Source organism: Verrucomicrobiota bacterium, assembly GCA_019247695.1.
Classification (GTDB): Bacteria; Verrucomicrobiota; Verrucomicrobiia; order Chthoniobacterales; family JAFAMB01; genus JAFBAP01.
Map to the genome: position 1 here is coordinate 1 of JAFBAP010000184.1, position 16,013 is coordinate 16,013.

The 16,013-nt window shown below is 61.7% G+C and carries 16 protein-coding genes; 10 read left to right on the plus strand and 6 right to left on the minus strand.

Annotated elements, in window-relative coordinates; translation table 11 throughout:
- A partial coding sequence (locus JO015_21490; GenBank protein MBW0001678.1) for a hypothetical protein occupies positions 1-136 on the plus strand: 136 nt, incomplete at its 5' end.
- Positions 137-345: 209 nt separating this feature from the next.
- Here JO015_21490 and JO015_21495 read toward each other — a convergent pair.
- The 3 genes from JO015_21495 to JO015_21505 form a co-directional block, all read right to left on the minus strand.
- The gene (locus JO015_21495; protein MBW0001679.1) at positions 346-1,341 is read right to left on the minus strand and encodes a Gfo/Idh/MocA family oxidoreductase; all 996 of its coding nucleotides are present in this window, start codon (positions 1,339-1,341) and stop codon (positions 346-348) included.
- Positions 1,338-2,372, minus strand: a complete 1,035-nt coding sequence (locus JO015_21500) for an alcohol dehydrogenase catalytic domain-containing protein (GenBank protein MBW0001680.1) — start codon at positions 2,370-2,372, stop codon at positions 1,338-1,340. The genes JO015_21495 and JO015_21500 overlap by 4 nt, the downstream gene beginning before the upstream one ends.
- 184 nt (positions 2,373-2,556) lie before the next feature.
- Positions 2,557-3,498 carry an aldo/keto reductase gene (locus tag JO015_21505; protein ID MBW0001681.1) on the minus strand — a complete coding sequence of 314 codons (942 nt, stop codon included), beginning with the start codon at positions 3,496-3,498 and terminating at the stop codon, positions 2,557-2,559.
- Positions 3,499-4,068: 570 nt separating this feature from the next.
- On the opposite strand from JO015_21505, the gene JO015_21510 reads away from it, so the two are divergent.
- The 7 genes from JO015_21510 (at position 4,069) to JO015_21540 (ending at position 11,060) form a co-directional block, all read left to right on the plus strand.
- Positions 4,069-4,581 carry a hypothetical protein gene (locus JO015_21510; GenBank protein MBW0001682.1) on the plus strand — a complete coding sequence of 171 codons (513 nt, stop codon included), beginning with the start codon at positions 4,069-4,071 and terminating at the stop codon, positions 4,579-4,581.
- 144 nt (positions 4,582-4,725) lie between these two features.
- On the plus strand, positions 4,726-5,301 hold the full coding sequence (locus JO015_21515) for a glucose-6-phosphate isomerase (GenBank protein MBW0001683.1): 576 nt from the start codon (positions 4,726-4,728) through the stop codon (positions 5,299-5,301).
- A 316-nt stretch (positions 5,302-5,617) separates the two neighbouring features.
- Positions 5,618-6,613 carry an HlyD family secretion protein gene (locus JO015_21520; GenBank protein MBW0001684.1) on the plus strand — a complete coding sequence of 332 codons (996 nt, stop codon included), beginning with the start codon at positions 5,618-5,620 and terminating at the stop codon, positions 6,611-6,613.
- Positions 6,614-6,623: 10 nt separating this feature from the next.
- Entirely contained in the window at positions 6,624-7,622 is a 999-nt protein-coding gene (locus JO015_21525) for an FUSC family protein (GenBank protein ID MBW0001685.1), read from the plus strand.
- Between the two features lie 203 nt (positions 7,623-7,825).
- The gene (locus JO015_21530; GenBank protein ID MBW0001686.1) at positions 7,826-8,935 is read left to right on the plus strand and encodes a transporter substrate-binding domain-containing protein; all 1,110 of its coding nucleotides are present in this window, start codon (positions 7,826-7,828) and stop codon (positions 8,933-8,935) included.
- A 101-nt stretch (positions 8,936-9,036) separates the two neighbouring features.
- Positions 9,037-9,618 (plus strand): isochorismatase family protein, encoded by a 582-nt coding sequence (locus JO015_21535; GenBank protein MBW0001687.1) that lies wholly within the window; start codon positions 9,037-9,039, stop codon positions 9,616-9,618.
- 65 nt (positions 9,619-9,683) lie between these two features.
- The gene (locus JO015_21540; protein ID MBW0001688.1) at positions 9,684-11,060 is read left to right on the plus strand and encodes a CoA transferase; all 1,377 of its coding nucleotides are present in this window, start codon (positions 9,684-9,686) and stop codon (positions 11,058-11,060) included.
- Between the two features lie 4 nt (positions 11,061-11,064).
- Here JO015_21540 and JO015_21545 read toward each other — a convergent pair whose 3' ends face one another.
- Positions 11,065-11,544, minus strand: a complete 480-nt coding sequence (locus tag JO015_21545; protein MBW0001689.1) for a nuclear transport factor 2 family protein — start codon at positions 11,542-11,544, stop codon at positions 11,065-11,067.
- Positions 11,545-11,708: 164 nt separating this feature from the next.
- Here JO015_21545 and JO015_21550 point away from each other — a divergent pair, with 164 nt between their 5' ends.
- Together JO015_21550 and JO015_21555 are read left to right on the plus strand one after the other, a co-directional pair.
- On the plus strand, positions 11,709-12,635 hold the full coding sequence (locus tag JO015_21550) for a hypothetical protein (GenBank protein MBW0001690.1): 927 nt from the start codon (positions 11,709-11,711) through the stop codon (positions 12,633-12,635).
- A gap of 803 nt (positions 12,636-13,438) precedes the next feature.
- Entirely contained in the window at positions 13,439-13,708 is a 270-nt protein-coding gene (locus tag JO015_21555) for a hypothetical protein (GenBank protein ID MBW0001691.1), read from the plus strand.
- 106 nt (positions 13,709-13,814) lie between these two features.
- Here the strand turns inward: JO015_21555 and JO015_21560 are convergent, their stop codons facing one another.
- Positions 13,815-14,198, minus strand: coding sequence for a response regulator (locus JO015_21560; protein ID MBW0001692.1), 384 nt, complete (start codon positions 14,196-14,198; stop codon positions 13,815-13,817).
- A gap of 971 nt (positions 14,199-15,169) precedes the next feature.
- The coding region (locus JO015_21565; protein ID MBW0001693.1) for a HAMP domain-containing histidine kinase at positions 15,170-16,013 on the minus strand (844 nt) is incomplete at its 5' end.

Here is a 16,013-nt window from a genome sequence, read left to right on the forward strand (position 1 = left end):
TCAAATCGTGCGGGCGATCGAACCGCGCCTGAGCCTGCGCGAGTTGATCGAAAATTGGCACGACTTGGCCGCGGCGCTACGCGAGTCCCCTCGGAAACGCCAGTCCCAGGCGCAGAATTTTCTCAAAACAAGTTAGCGCTTATGGGGTAAACCCCTGGGCTACGATCCGCCGCATTTTCGGGGCTGAAACCCGGTCGAAATTCCACCAGGGTAACTATCTGAATTGGTGTAAGACCCGTTCAACAAGGTGCGGAGCATCCTCCAGCGCCGATACCCCTGTTAGCCGACATTCTTTGCAGGCCCCGGGCCAGGGTACACATAGGACAAACGCCCAAGCGTCATCCCTTACGGGTCCAGCATTATTCTTTTCCCCGATTCAAATGATTCAACCGCGGCCCAGGCCAGTTGCAGGGCGCGCCGTCCGGCCCGGGCATGCACCGGTGGTTGATCGCCGCGTTTGAAGGCGTCGAGCACAGCGTGGAGATGCACATCGAACGTACGGTGAAATTCGCGATCAAAGTCGTTGAAATAACCGGCCTGCCAAACCTCACTTGTCTCCTCACCCGCCTTTTGAAAGGAAAAACGTCTAACCGTGTCATCGACCACGAGCCGGCCTTTGGTACCGTTGATCTCGAGGCGGTGCGTGTCCTGGTAAGCATAAGATGAATCGTAGGTGCCCGTCATGCTGCCGACCGCACCGGTTGCGAAACGTAAAGCCAGCACCATCGTGCGATAGCCGCCTCCGGTAAGGTCCGTCATTTCGGCCATGATCGAGCGAATCGGACCGCACAAGTGCTCCAGTTGATCAAAGCCGTGGCATTGCGTTTCGATCAAGTTAGCATGGGGATGCGGGCTTACGTTGGCTTCGCCGCCGAATCGCCAGATAGCGTGAGTGATCTCGCCCAGGCGGCCTTCTTCAACGGCGCTGCGCGCGAGGCGCAGCGGCTTCGCATACCGGTGGTTGAAATTGATTGCAAAGAACAAACCGCGTTTCTCCGCTTCGGCCAGTAATTGGTCAGCTTCCGCGAGCTCGAACACAAACGGCTTTTCTACCAGCAGCGCGTACCCGGCCCGGATTACCTCCAGGGTAGCTTCAAAATGTTCCAGGTTCGGCAGCGAAAGACTGACCAAATCAGGCCGCTCCCGGTCAAGCATTTCTCCGATGTTCGTATAGGCACGCATGCCGAACTCGGCCGCACGCGCCTGCGTTCTTGCCAGGGTGCGCCCGGCTACGGCGCAGAGGGCCACGTCTTCCCGCTGCGAGAAAACGCGGGCATGCTGGCGGCCCCATTGGCCGGCCCCTATCAGGCAAACCTTTAGTTTCGGGTCGGTGGCGCTCATTGTTCGATAAGTACTTTGCCGGTTTCCCCGTCCAGGAAGAACATTTCAAATGCCTCCTGAATTCTATCAACACTCAGACGGTGGGTGATGATCTGGCTCATGTAATCACGGTGTTCCTGCAGCCGTCGCAAGTTGACCGGCAATTCATTGTACCGGAAGTACTCGCTGCCGGCCACGCTTCGCTCCGGGCTGATGAGGTCCGGTGAAACCTTGAGGGTGATACCTTCGCCGTGGCCGACGCAGATCAGCGAGCCCCGTTGGGCCAGCGCGTTAAGGGCTGCCTGGCGCGCGGCCTGCCTGCCGCTGGTGTCCACCGCCATGTCGACGCGTTCCAACCCGTGCGCCTTGATGCCCTCGTCGAGCGTGGTTTTTGCGACATTGATGGGCAGACCACCAAGACGTTCCGCGAGCCTGAGCCGGTAGGCGACCACGTCGGTGAGTAGGACCTTTAACTCGCGGCCCAGGATGATCTTGGCCATGGCGAGGACGCCCAGCCCGATCGGCCCGGCCCCGGTAACCAGGAGCGATTCGATGTCCGGTCGCATAAGCTGGCAGCGCTCAATCGCGTGTCCGCCCGTACCCATGATGTCCAGCAGCAGGGTTGCTTCGGTTGGAGAAATCCCGTCCGGCACCGGAAAAAAGATGTTTTCGTGAATCAACTCGTATTGGCCGTACCCTCCATCACGGTTGAATCCCATGTCGCCGCGCTTGTGGAGGCACTGATTCGTGAAACCCAACCGGCACGAACGGCATTCGCCACAGAAGTCCATCAGGAAAACCACCCCGCTTGTACCGGCGGGCGTCTGCGTCCCCGGTCCGCAGGCTACCACCGTGCCGGCCGCTTCATGGCCGGGTGTGACGGATGCACCGTCATAAAATTGCGGGCGTTCCGAGCCGCAGAGTGCGTTGGCATGGATTCGAAGCAATAATTGGCTCGGCCCTGGCTCGGGCACCTCTTTCTCGGCAAAGTGGATTTTTTTGTTCCCTGAAAAGACGGGAACCCGGCAACTGGGGGGTATCGGTTTGTTCATTTGCGCTAAGCCGGACGGTCTGGCGGGGGGATAATACGTCCATCATGATCCGCCCCGCCGCCTTTTTCCATCCGGACTTGTGCCCGTCACCCTACCGGTGGAATTGCTCCGGCGAAACCGCAATTCCCAACGCGCCGGCATTTTGGCAGGGCCCGCTTGCTCACGGCATTTCAGGCTACGGCGGTCAGCCTTCCACCTCCGCAACCTCTTCCGGGGTAAGCCGCCAGTCACCTGCCCCCATGACGCCTTCAACCTGTTTGGCGTTGCGCGCGCCGACAATGGCTCCCGTAATGACCGGCAGGCGTAACGTCCAGGCAATCGCTGCCTGTCCCGGAGTGCGCCCGTGCCGCTCAGCCACGACGCGCAGCCGCTCGGCCAGAGCCAGGTTGCCGGAAAGTTTCGGCTCCTGGAAGTCCGCGTTGTTGCGGCGCCAGTCGTCCGGCGGCAGATTCGCCACGCGTTCTTTCGTCATCGCGCCCGTCAGCAACCCCGAGCCCATGGGCGAATAGACGACGACCCCGACATGGTTGGCCTCGCACCACCGCAGTTGCTCCGCCTCCACGCTGCGGTTGATCAACGAATAGGGCGGCTGCAGGCTGGTGACGGGTGCGATGGATTGGACGCGCTCCAATTCCTCCCGGCTGAAGTTCGAGGTCCCGATCCAGCGCACTTTGCCCTCTTTTTGCAACGCAGCGAGCGTGCGCCACCCCTCCTCGGTTTCGGCCAGATCGTCTGCCGGCCAGTGGATCTGGTAAAGGTCAATAGCCTCAACCTTAAGCCGGCGCAGGCTCTCCTCGCACTCGCGACGCACCGATGCCTCCCTGAGCGAGTAGTCGACCTTACGCTGAGCGTCCCAGATTATGCCGCATTTCGTGAAAATATAGGGTCGCGGGCCGCCCCAGTCTGCAAGGGCGCGGGCCACGACCTCTTCGGAGTGGCCCAGGCCGTAAGCAGGGGCTGTGTCGATCCAGTTGACGCCCAATTCGAGCGCACGATGAAGAGCGGTGATCGAGTCCTGGTCTTCCTGAGGACCCCAGCCAAACTGCCACGGGCCGCCGAGCGCCCAAGCGCCGAAGCCGATCGGGGTGATGTTCAGGTCTGAGTTGCCAAGAGGTCGTATGTTCATGAGATTTGAGGAACTGGTGAGTTAAGGAATATTCTCCAGCCTGCAGATATTATCGCCGAACAGGGGAGGACCGGTGGTCACGAGGAGCGCCCATTATAGAAGCCACCGCCTGAATCCGGACCTATGATCACATACGCAAAGCCCGGCGTTACGGACAAAAACCCCGGACCGGCCGGGCCCGGCATCCAAAAAACGGTCGAACGCGTTGCGCATGTTGCGTACGGACGGACGCGAGGATTGCTCACGTTTGTGGGCCGGATGAAGTGATCCACACGGAGGCGGGTCGCGCACGCCAGCAGAATGCAGGCGCCCGGCGGCCCACCGGGGGTACGCGCCGCCGTTTGTTTCTCTTGAGCTCGTCGAAGCGTGCGCCGGCTTGACCTGGCAACCTTCAGGTTGGTTTGGTTTGTGAGGGTTCTAGGCTTGATATTGTTTTTGAAAAAGCGAGAATTTTCACGGGTGCCGGAAAAAAGGAAGCCATGATCCCCTGAGGCACCCTGTTAAATGCGAGAAACCTGCATCGTCGACCTCCGGCCGTGAGCCACATCAACCATAAAAGAAAGGCCTCCCATGTCTACGCTTAAATCCATCACGGTTTACGAAGGCCGGTTCATTCTCGAGTATTCGCGAGACGTTCAAGGCAAGACTGCCGGCTCCTTTGTGATTGAGAATCCGCCCGGGGACCCGCTGCCGGCCGGCGACAGCCTAAATGAAGCGAAGCGGGTGATCGATGGGCTGGCGGGGAGATCCGCAGCGTGCCCCTCACTCCCAGGCGAATCAGCGTCGCGTGCAGCCTGCGAAGGGAGCGGGACGGCCGTGCTCCAGCACCCTGTACCCGATTCCGGTGGTTTGGCTGAAGCCGGGACCTGTCCACCGTACGCAATGAGGGCGGTGGACGAGTCCATCCTTAACGCCTTGCGAGATCGCGTTTCCCAGGACGACGGATCCGTGCGCCGCATTGCACGGTTTTTGAGTGTACACTCAGGCGTGATTCTCGAGTGGTTGGCCGGCAGACGCAAGCCGCGCCAGGCAACGTTGGAACGAATTGCGGCTTACCTTAAGGGGCCGGTGATTCGAGCCTGACTTCTCGACGGCCTTGGAAAGAGTTGTTGTCCCATGGCCCGAGTGGCCCGAGTTCAGGGGCACCGTGTTTTTATCGGAGACGTGTTCCGATTTGCAATCGATTCGTTTTCAATTACGACAGATATGCAACCCCGGTGTGATTGAATGAAAGCGACCGATTCACCCCTCCCGAGCAGCATTGCTTTCGTGGCCGAAACCGGATTTATCCCCGAAGCCACGGCCCATTACCAGAAGCGCCTCTCGGACCTGCGGGGACTCTTTCTGGATCCGGTTGCCCTGGAGCAGCGCATTCAGGACGAGAATGATCCTGTCTGTTATGAGAACTACGCCTTCAATAACAGCCAGGCGGATGGCGACATCTTTTTTGGTACGACGATCATTTACCCGGGAAAAGTAGGGCTGGAATACCATCTCACGCGCGGCCATTTTCACCGGAAACGCGACCACGCGGAAACTTACCAGGCACTTTCAGGTCGAGGCCTGGTTCTGTTTGAGCGCGAGGACGGCACCACTTATACGGCAGAACTTGCTCCGGGCAAGGTCACCTACGTTCCTCCGTTCTGGGCTCACCGTTCGGTCAACACCGGTCCCGTGCCCTTGGTTTTTCTCTGGACCTGCCCGGTCGAAGCGGGCCATGACTACGAAGCCCTGCGTGGACGCGGGATGCGGCAGGTGGTGCTGGAGCGCGATGGCCGCGCCTGCGTCGAGAATCGCCCCTGAGAAGCCGTGTCGTCCGTTGAGCAGGCGTCTTCCTTCCCAGATGCCCTGCCGGCTTTATACCTATGGGACCGTATAAACGTCTCTACGGAGCGTCCTCCGGCGCCGGCGCCCCCTGGGCCGGCATTCTACCGAGATAACTTATCTGAATAGTATGAGGAGGCGTTTCGCCCCGCCCTTGAACGCGCGCTGCGGGCCGGCAAGACCGCACTGGTCAACGTCGTCGGCGTAATCGTTTGAGCTGACGCGCGTTTTGGCTTTACGGCTGCATAGCGGCCGTGGCACTTCCAGACGATCACCGGTGATGTTCCTCAGCAAGATGGCCAACCCGATTGTCGGCTGGGCGAAAAAACACCTGCTGCTGAGTACCGCCCTGGTCATCCTTCTCGCGTATGCCCTGTTCGAGGTTCTCAGCGGCTGGATCGTGTTTTGTCGCGACGCTTACGTGATGAGTGACGTGGTGATCATCGCGCCGGAAGTGAACGGTCCGATGCTGAGCCTGGACGTGGTCAATGACCAAATCGTCAAAGCCGGCGCTTTGCTTTTCACCATCGATCCAAAGCCGTTCCAGATCGAGGTTGACCGGCAGAGCGCGGCGCTTGACCTCGCCCGGGCAAACCTTCGGCGGACCCAGGATCAATTGGCTTTGGCCACGTCGGACATCGCCGCGAAACAAGCCGAATACGAGGACGCAACCAAAAACCGGCAGCGCGCCGTCGAGTTGGCAAGCAGCGGCGCTTTGGCTCAGGAAACGCTGGATACGGTTCAACGGGCGTTCCAGGTCTCGCTCGCCGGCCTGGACCGAGCTCAGGCCGCGAAGGCGGTTGCCGAGCAGGAAATCAGCGTGCAGCACGTGACGGTCAAACAGATGGAAGCTGCCGTGGCGAAGGCCACCTATGAGTTAAGCCGTACGCAGGTTAGGTCGCCCACCGGGGGTCGGGTGGCTCCGTTTCAACTCCGCCCCGGGAGTTATCTGGAAGCAGGACGGCCGGTGATGGCGCTCGTTACAGAGGAAGACTGGCGCGTGGTTGCTAACATTACCGAGCGGCATCTGAGCGGCCTTCAACCCGGCAAGCGCGTCTGGTTCACGGTCGGATCGGACCCGTGGCAGATTCACACGGGGCGCGTTCGAAGCATCGCGCCGGGAGTCGCGCGCTCGGCCTCGGGTGTCTCGGCGTTGCCGTACGTTCAGCCCAATACCGACTGGATCCGCCTGCCGCGGCGTTTCCCGGTCGAGATTAATCTGGGGGATTTGCCCAGCCGCAAGCGTTTGTTCATGGGAAGTGACGCCACCGTCTGGTGGATCAACCGGTGAAAGGAACGGCGTGGACCCCGATTTCCGGCATAGCGTTATTACCGGCTTATCCTGCTGGCTGGCCGCTCTGCTGGCGTTCTCCCTGCAGTGTGATAATCCCTGGTGGGCAGTCATTTCGGCCTGGATCATTTCCGGCCCGGATCCACGCGCGTCTTTGTTGAAGGCGGCGCTGCGCGTCGCCGGGACCGCCGGCGCTTACGTGGTAGCGTGGGAGTGCGTACGTCAGGTTGCCGGAAACCCGGTGGGTGAGGCGACTGCGATGTTGCTCATCGGAACGGTTGGAACATACAAGCGGTTTAGAAGCCGTTATTCGTACGCCTGGGTCATTGGGTCCGTGACCGCGCTCATGCTGATTGTCATGGCCATCGACGATCCGGTGGCGGTGTACCGGACCGCGCATTATCGCGCCTACGAAATCATCGCGGGCGTCCTCGCTGCAACGGTGTGCCAACGCCTGCTCGGTCCATTGTTAGGTCTGAGCATCGCCGGAAATGATGCCCCCGCTGCCGCTGCGCAGGAAGCCGAACTCTCCACCGCTCAAGAGCGCGAACTGCTCGTCGCGGCGTTGATCGGAGGCGCGTTGCCTGGAATCATCATGCTGCTCTGGTCGAGGTTTAACTTGCCCAGCCCCCTTCAGATCGTCATTACCGCTTACGTCACGATTGATCGGGATGTGGTTGCAACGCGTTTACGGGCCAGCCAAAGAATCCTCGGATGCCTTGTTGGCGGCCTTCCAGGACTGCTCGTGGTGTTTTGGGCTACAGACTCCCTCGTGCTTTGGTCGCTGCTGCTTATCGGCGGGCTCACCTGTTTGTCGCGCTTGCACCTGGCTAAAAGCCATCCATGGAGCTACGTCGGGACCCAGGGCGGAGTCGCCTTTATCCTGGCCTTAGTGACGGGTAACCAGCCGCCCGATTCGATCCTGCCTGTGGTCAACCGGGTCGCCGGGATGATCAGCGGCGTGCTGATCCTCAACGTAATCTGTTTTCTCGTGCGCCGCACATCCTGAGCTGCGCTCCCCCTGAAGCGGCGCGTCCATTCGTTCTAAGCGGTAACCAGGAAGAGAAGTTATGATGACCGTCGCCTCCGATTGCATCGCGGCTGCCGTTGCCCCTTTCATTGCCCCTTTTTAAGGCACTTGCCCCTTGACGCGAAATCGTGTCTATGGCCTCGATGACCTCCCCCCGTCACCACGCGTTCGGCCCAGTGATCATGTGCTTGACGTTATTTGCCGTCGACCACCTCCCCTTGCTTCGGGCGGCAGATTTGACCCCCCTTCCTGCGCCGCCCCCGCCGAGACAAAAATGGCGGGTCGGCGTCAGTAGCGCCCCGCCCTTCGACATCCGTAACCCGGACGGATCCTGGACCGGCCTCAGCCTGGAGCTTTGGCGGGCGATCGCCGACGATCTCCGGCTGGACTATGAACTGCAGGAAACCAACCCGTCCGGGCGCTTCGACGGCCTCAAGCAAGGGTGGCTGGATCTGTCGGTTGGCCCCTTGACCGTTACCGCCGAGCGCGAAGAAATCTGCGATTTTACCCACGCCTATTTTGTGGGCGGGCTCGGGGTGGCGCTGCGGGCCAGGACAGCCCACAGGGAATCGCTGCTTCCTTCCGGGTTGCTGAGCGGGGAGTTCTGGCGCCCGATCGGCAGGATTGTCCTGGGCCTGTTTGCAACCCTCAGCCTGGCCGCCGGCTCGATCTGGCTTTGCGAACGGCGCCGCAACGCCGCCCAATTCGGCAGGGGCGATCCGCTGCGGGGACTTGGTTCCGCGCTGTGGTGGGCGGCCGTGACGATGACCACCGTCGGCTACGGGGACCTCTCGCCGCGGACTTTTCGGGGCCGGCTGGTGGCCGTGCTCTGGATGTTTGTCAGCCTGGTGCTGGTGTCCGCCTTTACGGCCACCATGGCCTCGATCCTCACGGCGCAGCGCCTGGGCGGCTCGGTCGTCATCCATGACGCGGCCGATTTGCGCCGCCTGCGGGTAGGAACGATTCCCATCGCGACCACCGAGGAGCTGCTGCGGGCGCACGGCGTGGAGTTCAAGACGTTTGCGCCCGACCAATTGCTTGACGCGTTGCGGGACGGTGAAATCGATGCGGCGGTCAATGACGAGCCGCTGTTGCGTTACCTGGCCCGGACGCGGTACCCTAACCAGTTGAGCGTCGTTCCGGTGCTGCTGGACCGGGAGCTTTACGGTTTTGCCCTTCGTGAAGGCAGCCCCTTACGCGAATCGATCAACCGGGTGTTGTTGCGAAAAATTCATGAGCCTGGCTGGCATGAGCTGATCGCCCGCTACCTGGGCTCCGGGGAAATCCAGTAACGGTGTTGCCTGCTTCTATGTCGTGTCGCGGCGCGGGATCGGCTGGCGTTCCCGGCGAAAAGCGACGACCTGATGACCACCCTCAACCGAAAGGAAAAAGCATGCCCCTGACCCAACTCGACGATACAGCCGCCCTGATCGTGATTGACCTGCAGAAGGGCATCGTTGGCCTGCCGACCGTCCATCCCGGCGCCGAGGTCGTCGGTCGGACGGCGAAGCTGGCCCGTGCCTTCCGCGAATGCGGCCTGCCCGTCGTGCTCGTCAATGTGACGGGCGGCGCACCCGGCCGCACGGAAGCGGGCGCCAGCCTGCCGGCGCGGCCGCCCGATTGGGCCGAACTGGTGCCGGAACTGGATCCGCAACCCGGCGATCATCGGATTAGCAAACAACGCTGGGGCGCGTTCAGCGGTACGGGGCTCGATGAGCACCTGCGGCGGAAAGGCGTGACGCAGGTCTTCATCGCCGGGATCGCCACGAGCATCGGGGTGGAATCGACGGCGCGCAGCGCCTATGAGGGTGGTTACCACGTGGTGCTCGTGGTTGATGCGATGACGGACCGGGACGCCGAGGCGCACCGTCGTAGCATCGAGAAGATTTTTCCCCGGCTCGGAGAGACGGCTACCACTGATGAAGTGCTCAAGCGCTTGGAGGAGCGCTCTGCGGCTCCAGGGTCACGGGAGTAAGATGCCGTTTCAATGGACCCCGGACGACACGGCGGTGTTTTTAGCCCAAAGTGATTATGGTGATTATGGACGCGGCTGCGAGCGGATTGGCCAAAGCGGTTTGGACGTCGTTTGGTGGGCAGGAAAATGCCGCCTCCGCCCTGTCGTTCACCGGCGAGGGTGATCTGCCGGCGGCGTATGCGGTTACTGACTTTGCCACCGCGGCAATCGCCGCAGCCGCCCTCTCCGTAGCCGAACTCGCTGGGCGCGCGTTGTCAGGCATCCCCCCGGTCACCGTCGATCGGCGGCTTTCGTCCTTCTGGTTTGGGTGGTCGATTCGTCCGATCGGCTGGACGATGCCGGCGCCGTGGGATCCTATTGCGGGAGATTATCGCACCAGCGACGGTTGGATCAGGCTTCACACCAATGCCCCGCACCATCGGGCGGCGGCAGAGCAGGTGCTCGGACGGCACGGTGACCGTACCGGCATGGCGCGAGCGGTTGCCCCCTGGGCAAAGGCGGACCTTGAGGCGGCGATCGTCGACGCGGGAGGATGTGCAGCGGAGATGAGGTCGTCCGCGGAATGGATGGCCCATCCCCAAGGCAGGGCCGTAGCGGCAGAGCCGCTTGCTCACATTGTTGCCACGGACCGCGCAGATCGTTCATCGTCCTGGACGCCCACGCCGTCGCGGCCCCTTGCGGGTCTTCGCGTGCTCGACCTGACCCGTGTGCTTGCGGGACCGGTCGCGACCCGGTTCCTGGCCGGCTACGGCGCGGAGGTGCTGCGGATCGACCCTCCCGGCTGGGACGAGCCGGGCGTAATACCGGAAGTGACCCTGGGAAAGCGGTGTGCGCGGTTGGACCTTGAGGATGATGCCGGCCGGGAGCGGTTCGAAGCCTTGCTCGCGCAAGCCGACATGCTGCTGCACGGGTATCGGCCCGGCGCACTCGACCGGCTCGGCTACGATCCGGCCACACGGCGCTTCCTTGCGCCGGGACTGATTGACGTGTCGCTCAACGCCTACGGCTGGTCGGGGCCGTGGGCGACGCGGCGTGGGTTCGACAGCCTGGTGCAGATGAGCACCGGGATCGCGGAGACTGGCATGCACTGGCGTCAGTCGGACCGGCCGGTTCCGCTGCCGGTGCAGGCGCTCGACCACGCAACGGGCTATTTTATGGCAGCGACGGCGATCCGGGCCGTCACCCGACGACTGGGGGAGGGGTTGGGTACGGAGGCGCGTTTATCGCTTGCACGAACGGCCCGGCTGCTCGCCGACGGCGGCCCCGGCAACCCGTCGTCGCCCCTTTTATTGGAGGCGGGGGCGGATCTGTCCCTGCTCGTCGAATGCACAGATTGGGGCGACGCGCAACGCCTCGCGCCGCCGGCCGTGGTCGCTGGCGCGGCCATGCACTGGGCCTGCCCTGCCCGAAAGCTGGGCTCGGCAGCAGCGGTGTGGCCCTGAAGCATCATAAACCCAGCTCTGAAAGGCCGGGATGGTCATCCGGCCTTCGGCCCAGAAGCCAAAAATATTTACGCTGCGATTCCGCAATCGGCAGATCGTTGATGCTCGCCAGCCGTCGCGCCATCAACCCCTCGGCAGTAAATTCCCAGTTTTCGTTGCCGTAGGATCGAAACCAGTTGCCGCTGTCATCGTGCCATTCGTAAGCGAACCGGACGGCGATTCGGTTTTCACGAAATGCCCACACCTCCTTGATGAGACGATAATCCAACTCCTTGGCCCACTTCCGCGTCAGAAATTGGATAATGGCCTCACGGCCCGTAAAGAATTCGGACCGGTTGCGCCAAACACTGTCGACCGTATAGGCGAACGCCACTTGCTCCGGATTTCGACTGTTCCAGGCGTCTTCGGCGAGGCGGATTTTCCGAATCGCAGTTTCCTCAGAAAAGGGCGGCAATGGCGGTCGGGTGCTCGGAGGTGTGCTCATGAAGTTAGAATGCAGTGCGTTACCTTGACATCTTACAAGCTTTCTTACACGCTTTCGCTACCGTGGCGACCTGGAGAAGTGCCGCGGCTGCAACGCCGGCGGGCTGGCGCGGCGCACCCCGCCGACCGTGGCCGCTCGACCCCGGACGCGAGGAGAAACCGACCATGCCGGTCTACAAGGTCTTTACCTGGAACATGCAGCGCGGGCGGTCGATATCCCGCGGGGACGCGACGATTACGGAACGCTTCCGGGTGCTGAAGGACCTCGTCGATTGGGCCGATTTTGGCTTTATCACCGAGCCAGGCCAGGATGTCCGCAACGGTCTGAACGCCTACTACGGGTTGCAGGGACTCAGGGGGAGGTACTACGTCTCGACACTGGTCGACAACCAGAATGATGCCATGGCCTGCCGTCCGGTCGTCTATTCCAGGCACGGCTTCGCACGTGCTCCTCAGGGTGCCAAACCGTATCTCAGGTATCAATCCGGGGCCGAACAGGCGAACCGCCATCCCGCCGCCGGCATCGTGGCGCTGTTTAATGGCGACGGCCAGGGCAACAACGAGTTACTGCTTGTCTCCTTCCACGCCACGTCGGGATTCGGCGCCGCGCAGAATTGCGAGGGCTACTTCGATTCGTTCTACGAATTTGACGGGCACAGTTCCATCCCCCTGCTCTGGATCGTAGGAGGCGACTTCAACTGCAATCCCCGCAACGGCGTCTACATGCCGGCAGTCAGCACGCACCAGAGCAATCATATCCTCGACGGCTTTTTTGCCGACCAGCAGGCCACGAACTTTGAGGTGAAGCTGACAAGCGGCCCTCAAACCTACGTCGATGGCAACGACCCCGGCGAAGGGCAATTGATAATTGGCAATGCCAATGCCGGCAATGCCAACGCTCGTGGATTCGTCGTGAACGGCCTCCATCTGTCCGATCACTGCCCAGTGACTGCGCAGTTTCAAATCGAGCCGCTTCACGCCGGCATGGACGTGGATACGGCCGATATCCTCCCTGCCGGCACCCGCAGGACCAGGAAACGGAAGGTACCGACCGACTTTGATACCTCGACGACCAAGAAACCCAAGCGTTAGAGGACGCTGCCTCAGGGTACCTTGCTGGCCCTGTGGCTTTCAACTGCCGTAACGCGCTTTGCGCGCGAGGATCTGTTGATGAACAATCGGATGACCCTGATGCTAAGACGCAGGATCGGCAGGCTTTTCTGCGCCGCTTTCCTGTGGCTCTGGTTTTTTGCGGCCTCTGGGCCGCGGGGAGTGACGCAGCCGAGGAGTGGCTGAATGACGTTTACACTCGGCTGAGGCATAGGCTGACGGCTGCGGAGAAGGAAGCGCTGAAGCGGGAAGAGATCGAGTGGCTGAAAGAACGCGGAGGCTTCGGCGCGGCAGACGCTCGGCAACGGACGTGGCGGAGTGGAGGCGGTGAATAGAGCATGACCGGCGTAAGCCGGGTGAACCCATTCTTGGCCTCGACTCTCATCCGAAAGGAGTAGGCGAGTGCCTTTTCCTTGCCGACAGCCCCCTTTTTCATGCACAGTCCTTACCGGCTGAGGATTCGTCGAGCCCTGGAAGAGACGTTCCTGATCTGGAGTCGATCGTGCCACTAAGGATAACCTCACTGCTATGTGTAGATTCCCTCTCGCCTTGATTGATCCTGGGGCTCGCCGTGACGACGTTGTAGGTGAAGCTGACGCTGAATTTTCTACACGCTTCGCATGACGACAGATGATTGATCGCGTTTACGACGGAAACGTTCTCGATCGTATGGAAGAAGAACGGCGTCGGTCCGGAAGCGGCTACGGATGTTGCCGTGATCCGCGACTCTGGCTCTCAATCATCCTTCGGCTCCGGCGTTGCCGAGTACTTCTCTGGCCCTGCAAATGAAGAAACTAATCATAATGATGATAGGCCTCGCACTGAATGTTCGTGCCCAGAGTGAGGATGATTTGCTCCGCAGTTTGAGCCGCGCCGATAGGAATCTAAACCGGGTCTGGAATGAGACGCTGACCGCGGTACAGCGCGAGGAGCTTCGCGCCGACGAACGTAAATGGGCTCTTTGGAAAGATACCTTACCTTTAGAAAAAAAAGAACAAGCCGTTTGGGCACGGGTAGATTTCCTGAATCAGTTTGTTCACCGTCACGAACGTTAAGCAGCGCCGATGGGAACCGCCCTTGCCGGCCTTACGCCGTCTTTCAACGGGGTTGAGCCGGTCGAGAACGGGTATGACAGCCTGTAGAGGAGCCCTAAATCAGCGCTTATGGGGCGCCCGCCTCGGCGGCCCCGAAGGGACCTTCGGCTTCGAGCATCTGACGCACGGTGGCCCCCAAGGCCTCCCCACTGAATGGCTTGAGCAACAGGCGATAGCGCGGATCCAAGAGCACCGAGGGGTGATCGCCTGTCACCAGCAGCACCGGCGTGTCGGGGGCGGCTTGGCGCACGCGCCGCGCCAACTCCAGCCCGTTCCAACCGCCCGGCAAGCGGAGGTCGGTCACCACAGCTCGCACCCGAAGGGCTTGCCGCTGGAAGAGGGCCCAGGCGCTCTCAGCGTTGAAGGCCACGGCCACGTTGTAACCACCCTGACTCAGCACCAAGGTCATGTAGTGGGCCACAAAGGGCTCATCCTCCACGAGGAGAAGCACGCCTGTGGGACGCGCAGGTGAATCCGTCGGTGACGCCTGTACGTCTAAGAGTTCATGCACAGGCCTGAGCGCGGCGCGAGCAGGCACGCGGCCCGATTGCGGGTGCCGAGCGACCATTATTCTCTCCATCGCGAGCAAGCTGGCGGGACCGAAGGTAAAACGTTTCCAGCGAGGCGTAGCGTCTCAAGGGTATCGGCAACCTGGTACTCGCTTGAGCAGGCAAGTTGAAAGGCGCTCAAGCGGGTCTTCTTCAGGGCCGACGGGCTTTTGCTGAAACCTTTTTGTGGGTTCATGGCGCCATCCTGCTCGCCGCAAAGGCAGATGTCCAGCGAAACTTTATAAATACAATAATTATTATATGAATACCCTCCGGCACGAGGGAACTCCCCTGCAAGTAGCATAAGTCTTACAGCGTTTGCGAGTGAGTTGAGCCGGTGTTTGCCCCGAAGGGCAGCCGGCGCAACAACCGCGGCACCTCCAGCCATGGAGGTAAAATTTTGCCTTCCTTCTCAGGTGCCCTGCCGGCGTTACACCTATTAGACCGTATAAACGGTCTAGGCCCGACGGGCCGGCAGACCTTAGCCTAGGGTTTACCCTGGGAAATCGATTCCCCCCACCTAGCCCTTAAGGGGCGGCAGAAAGCGTTGATGACGGGTTCTGCCGCCCTTTCAGGGCTCGATCGTGATTTTACGGTTACCCAAGGTAAACCCTGGGCTAGGTTCTACCGGCCCGTTGGGCCTAAACCGGTTTTCAAGTTCGTTGAGCGGTTCTTGGCCCGGAGGGGCAATCCTGCAGGGGATGATCGAGCGTAGGGTGGCATTTTACACCGGTTTTCGGGCGGGTTGCCGGCAACTGAGGCGCGGGGCGGGGTGAGATTCTCCCAGGCCTTCAGCCCTCGGTCCTACACCGGCTTGCGCGTTGGTTGAGCCGGTCGTTGCCTGGAGACGCACAAGAAGCACCGGCTCGGCCCTTCATTCCTGCCGTTCCGCCTCGGGTTCTGAGGCCGGCTCGGGTGGCCAAGCGGGCAGCTCCACCGTGAAGGTCGCCCCCTGCCCCGGGCCGGCGCTGGCAGCCCAGATCCGCCCGCCGTGGACCTGCACGATGCCTTGGCAGATGGCCAGCCCCAACCCCAGCCCGCCGTGGCGGCGCCCCACCTCCGCGCCCCCCTGCTCGAAGGGGTCAAACAGTTTGGTCAGCAACCCCGGCGCAATTCCGGCACCGGTGTCGCTGACCTCCACGATTACCCCGCCGCCTTCGCGCTCCCGGGAACGCACCGTCACCGCCCCGCCTTCGGGCGTGAACTTGGCTGCATTCTGCAGCAGGTTCCAGAAGACCTGCTGCAGGCGCGCTCCCTCGCCTCCTACCGTCGGGTTCGCGGCCTTCAAGTGAAGGGTGACCTGCAAGCCTTTGGCCGCCAGGGCGCTTCGGCACACCTCCAGGGCGGCCCGCACGCAGCCGTGCAGGTCCACCGGCTCAGGCCGCAGCTCCAGCTTGCCGTGCACGATGCGCGAGACGTCCAGCAGGTCGTCGATGAGCTGGCGCTCCACCTCCAGGTTGCGCCCGATCATGGCCACGGTCTCCCGCCCGGCCGCTGAGAGTTGCTCTTCATGCTGCAGGTTAAAAAGGGCGATCTGCACGGGGGCCAGCGGCGTGCGCAGCTCGTGGGATAGCGCGGCCAAAAAGCGGTCCTTGGCCCGGTCAGCCGCCTCAGCGGCTTTGCGGGCCGCCTGTTCGGCCTCGAGCAGCCGCGCCCGCTCGTCCTCGGCGGCTTTGCGCTCCGTCAGGTCGCGGCAGATCTTGGCAAAACCCAGCAAT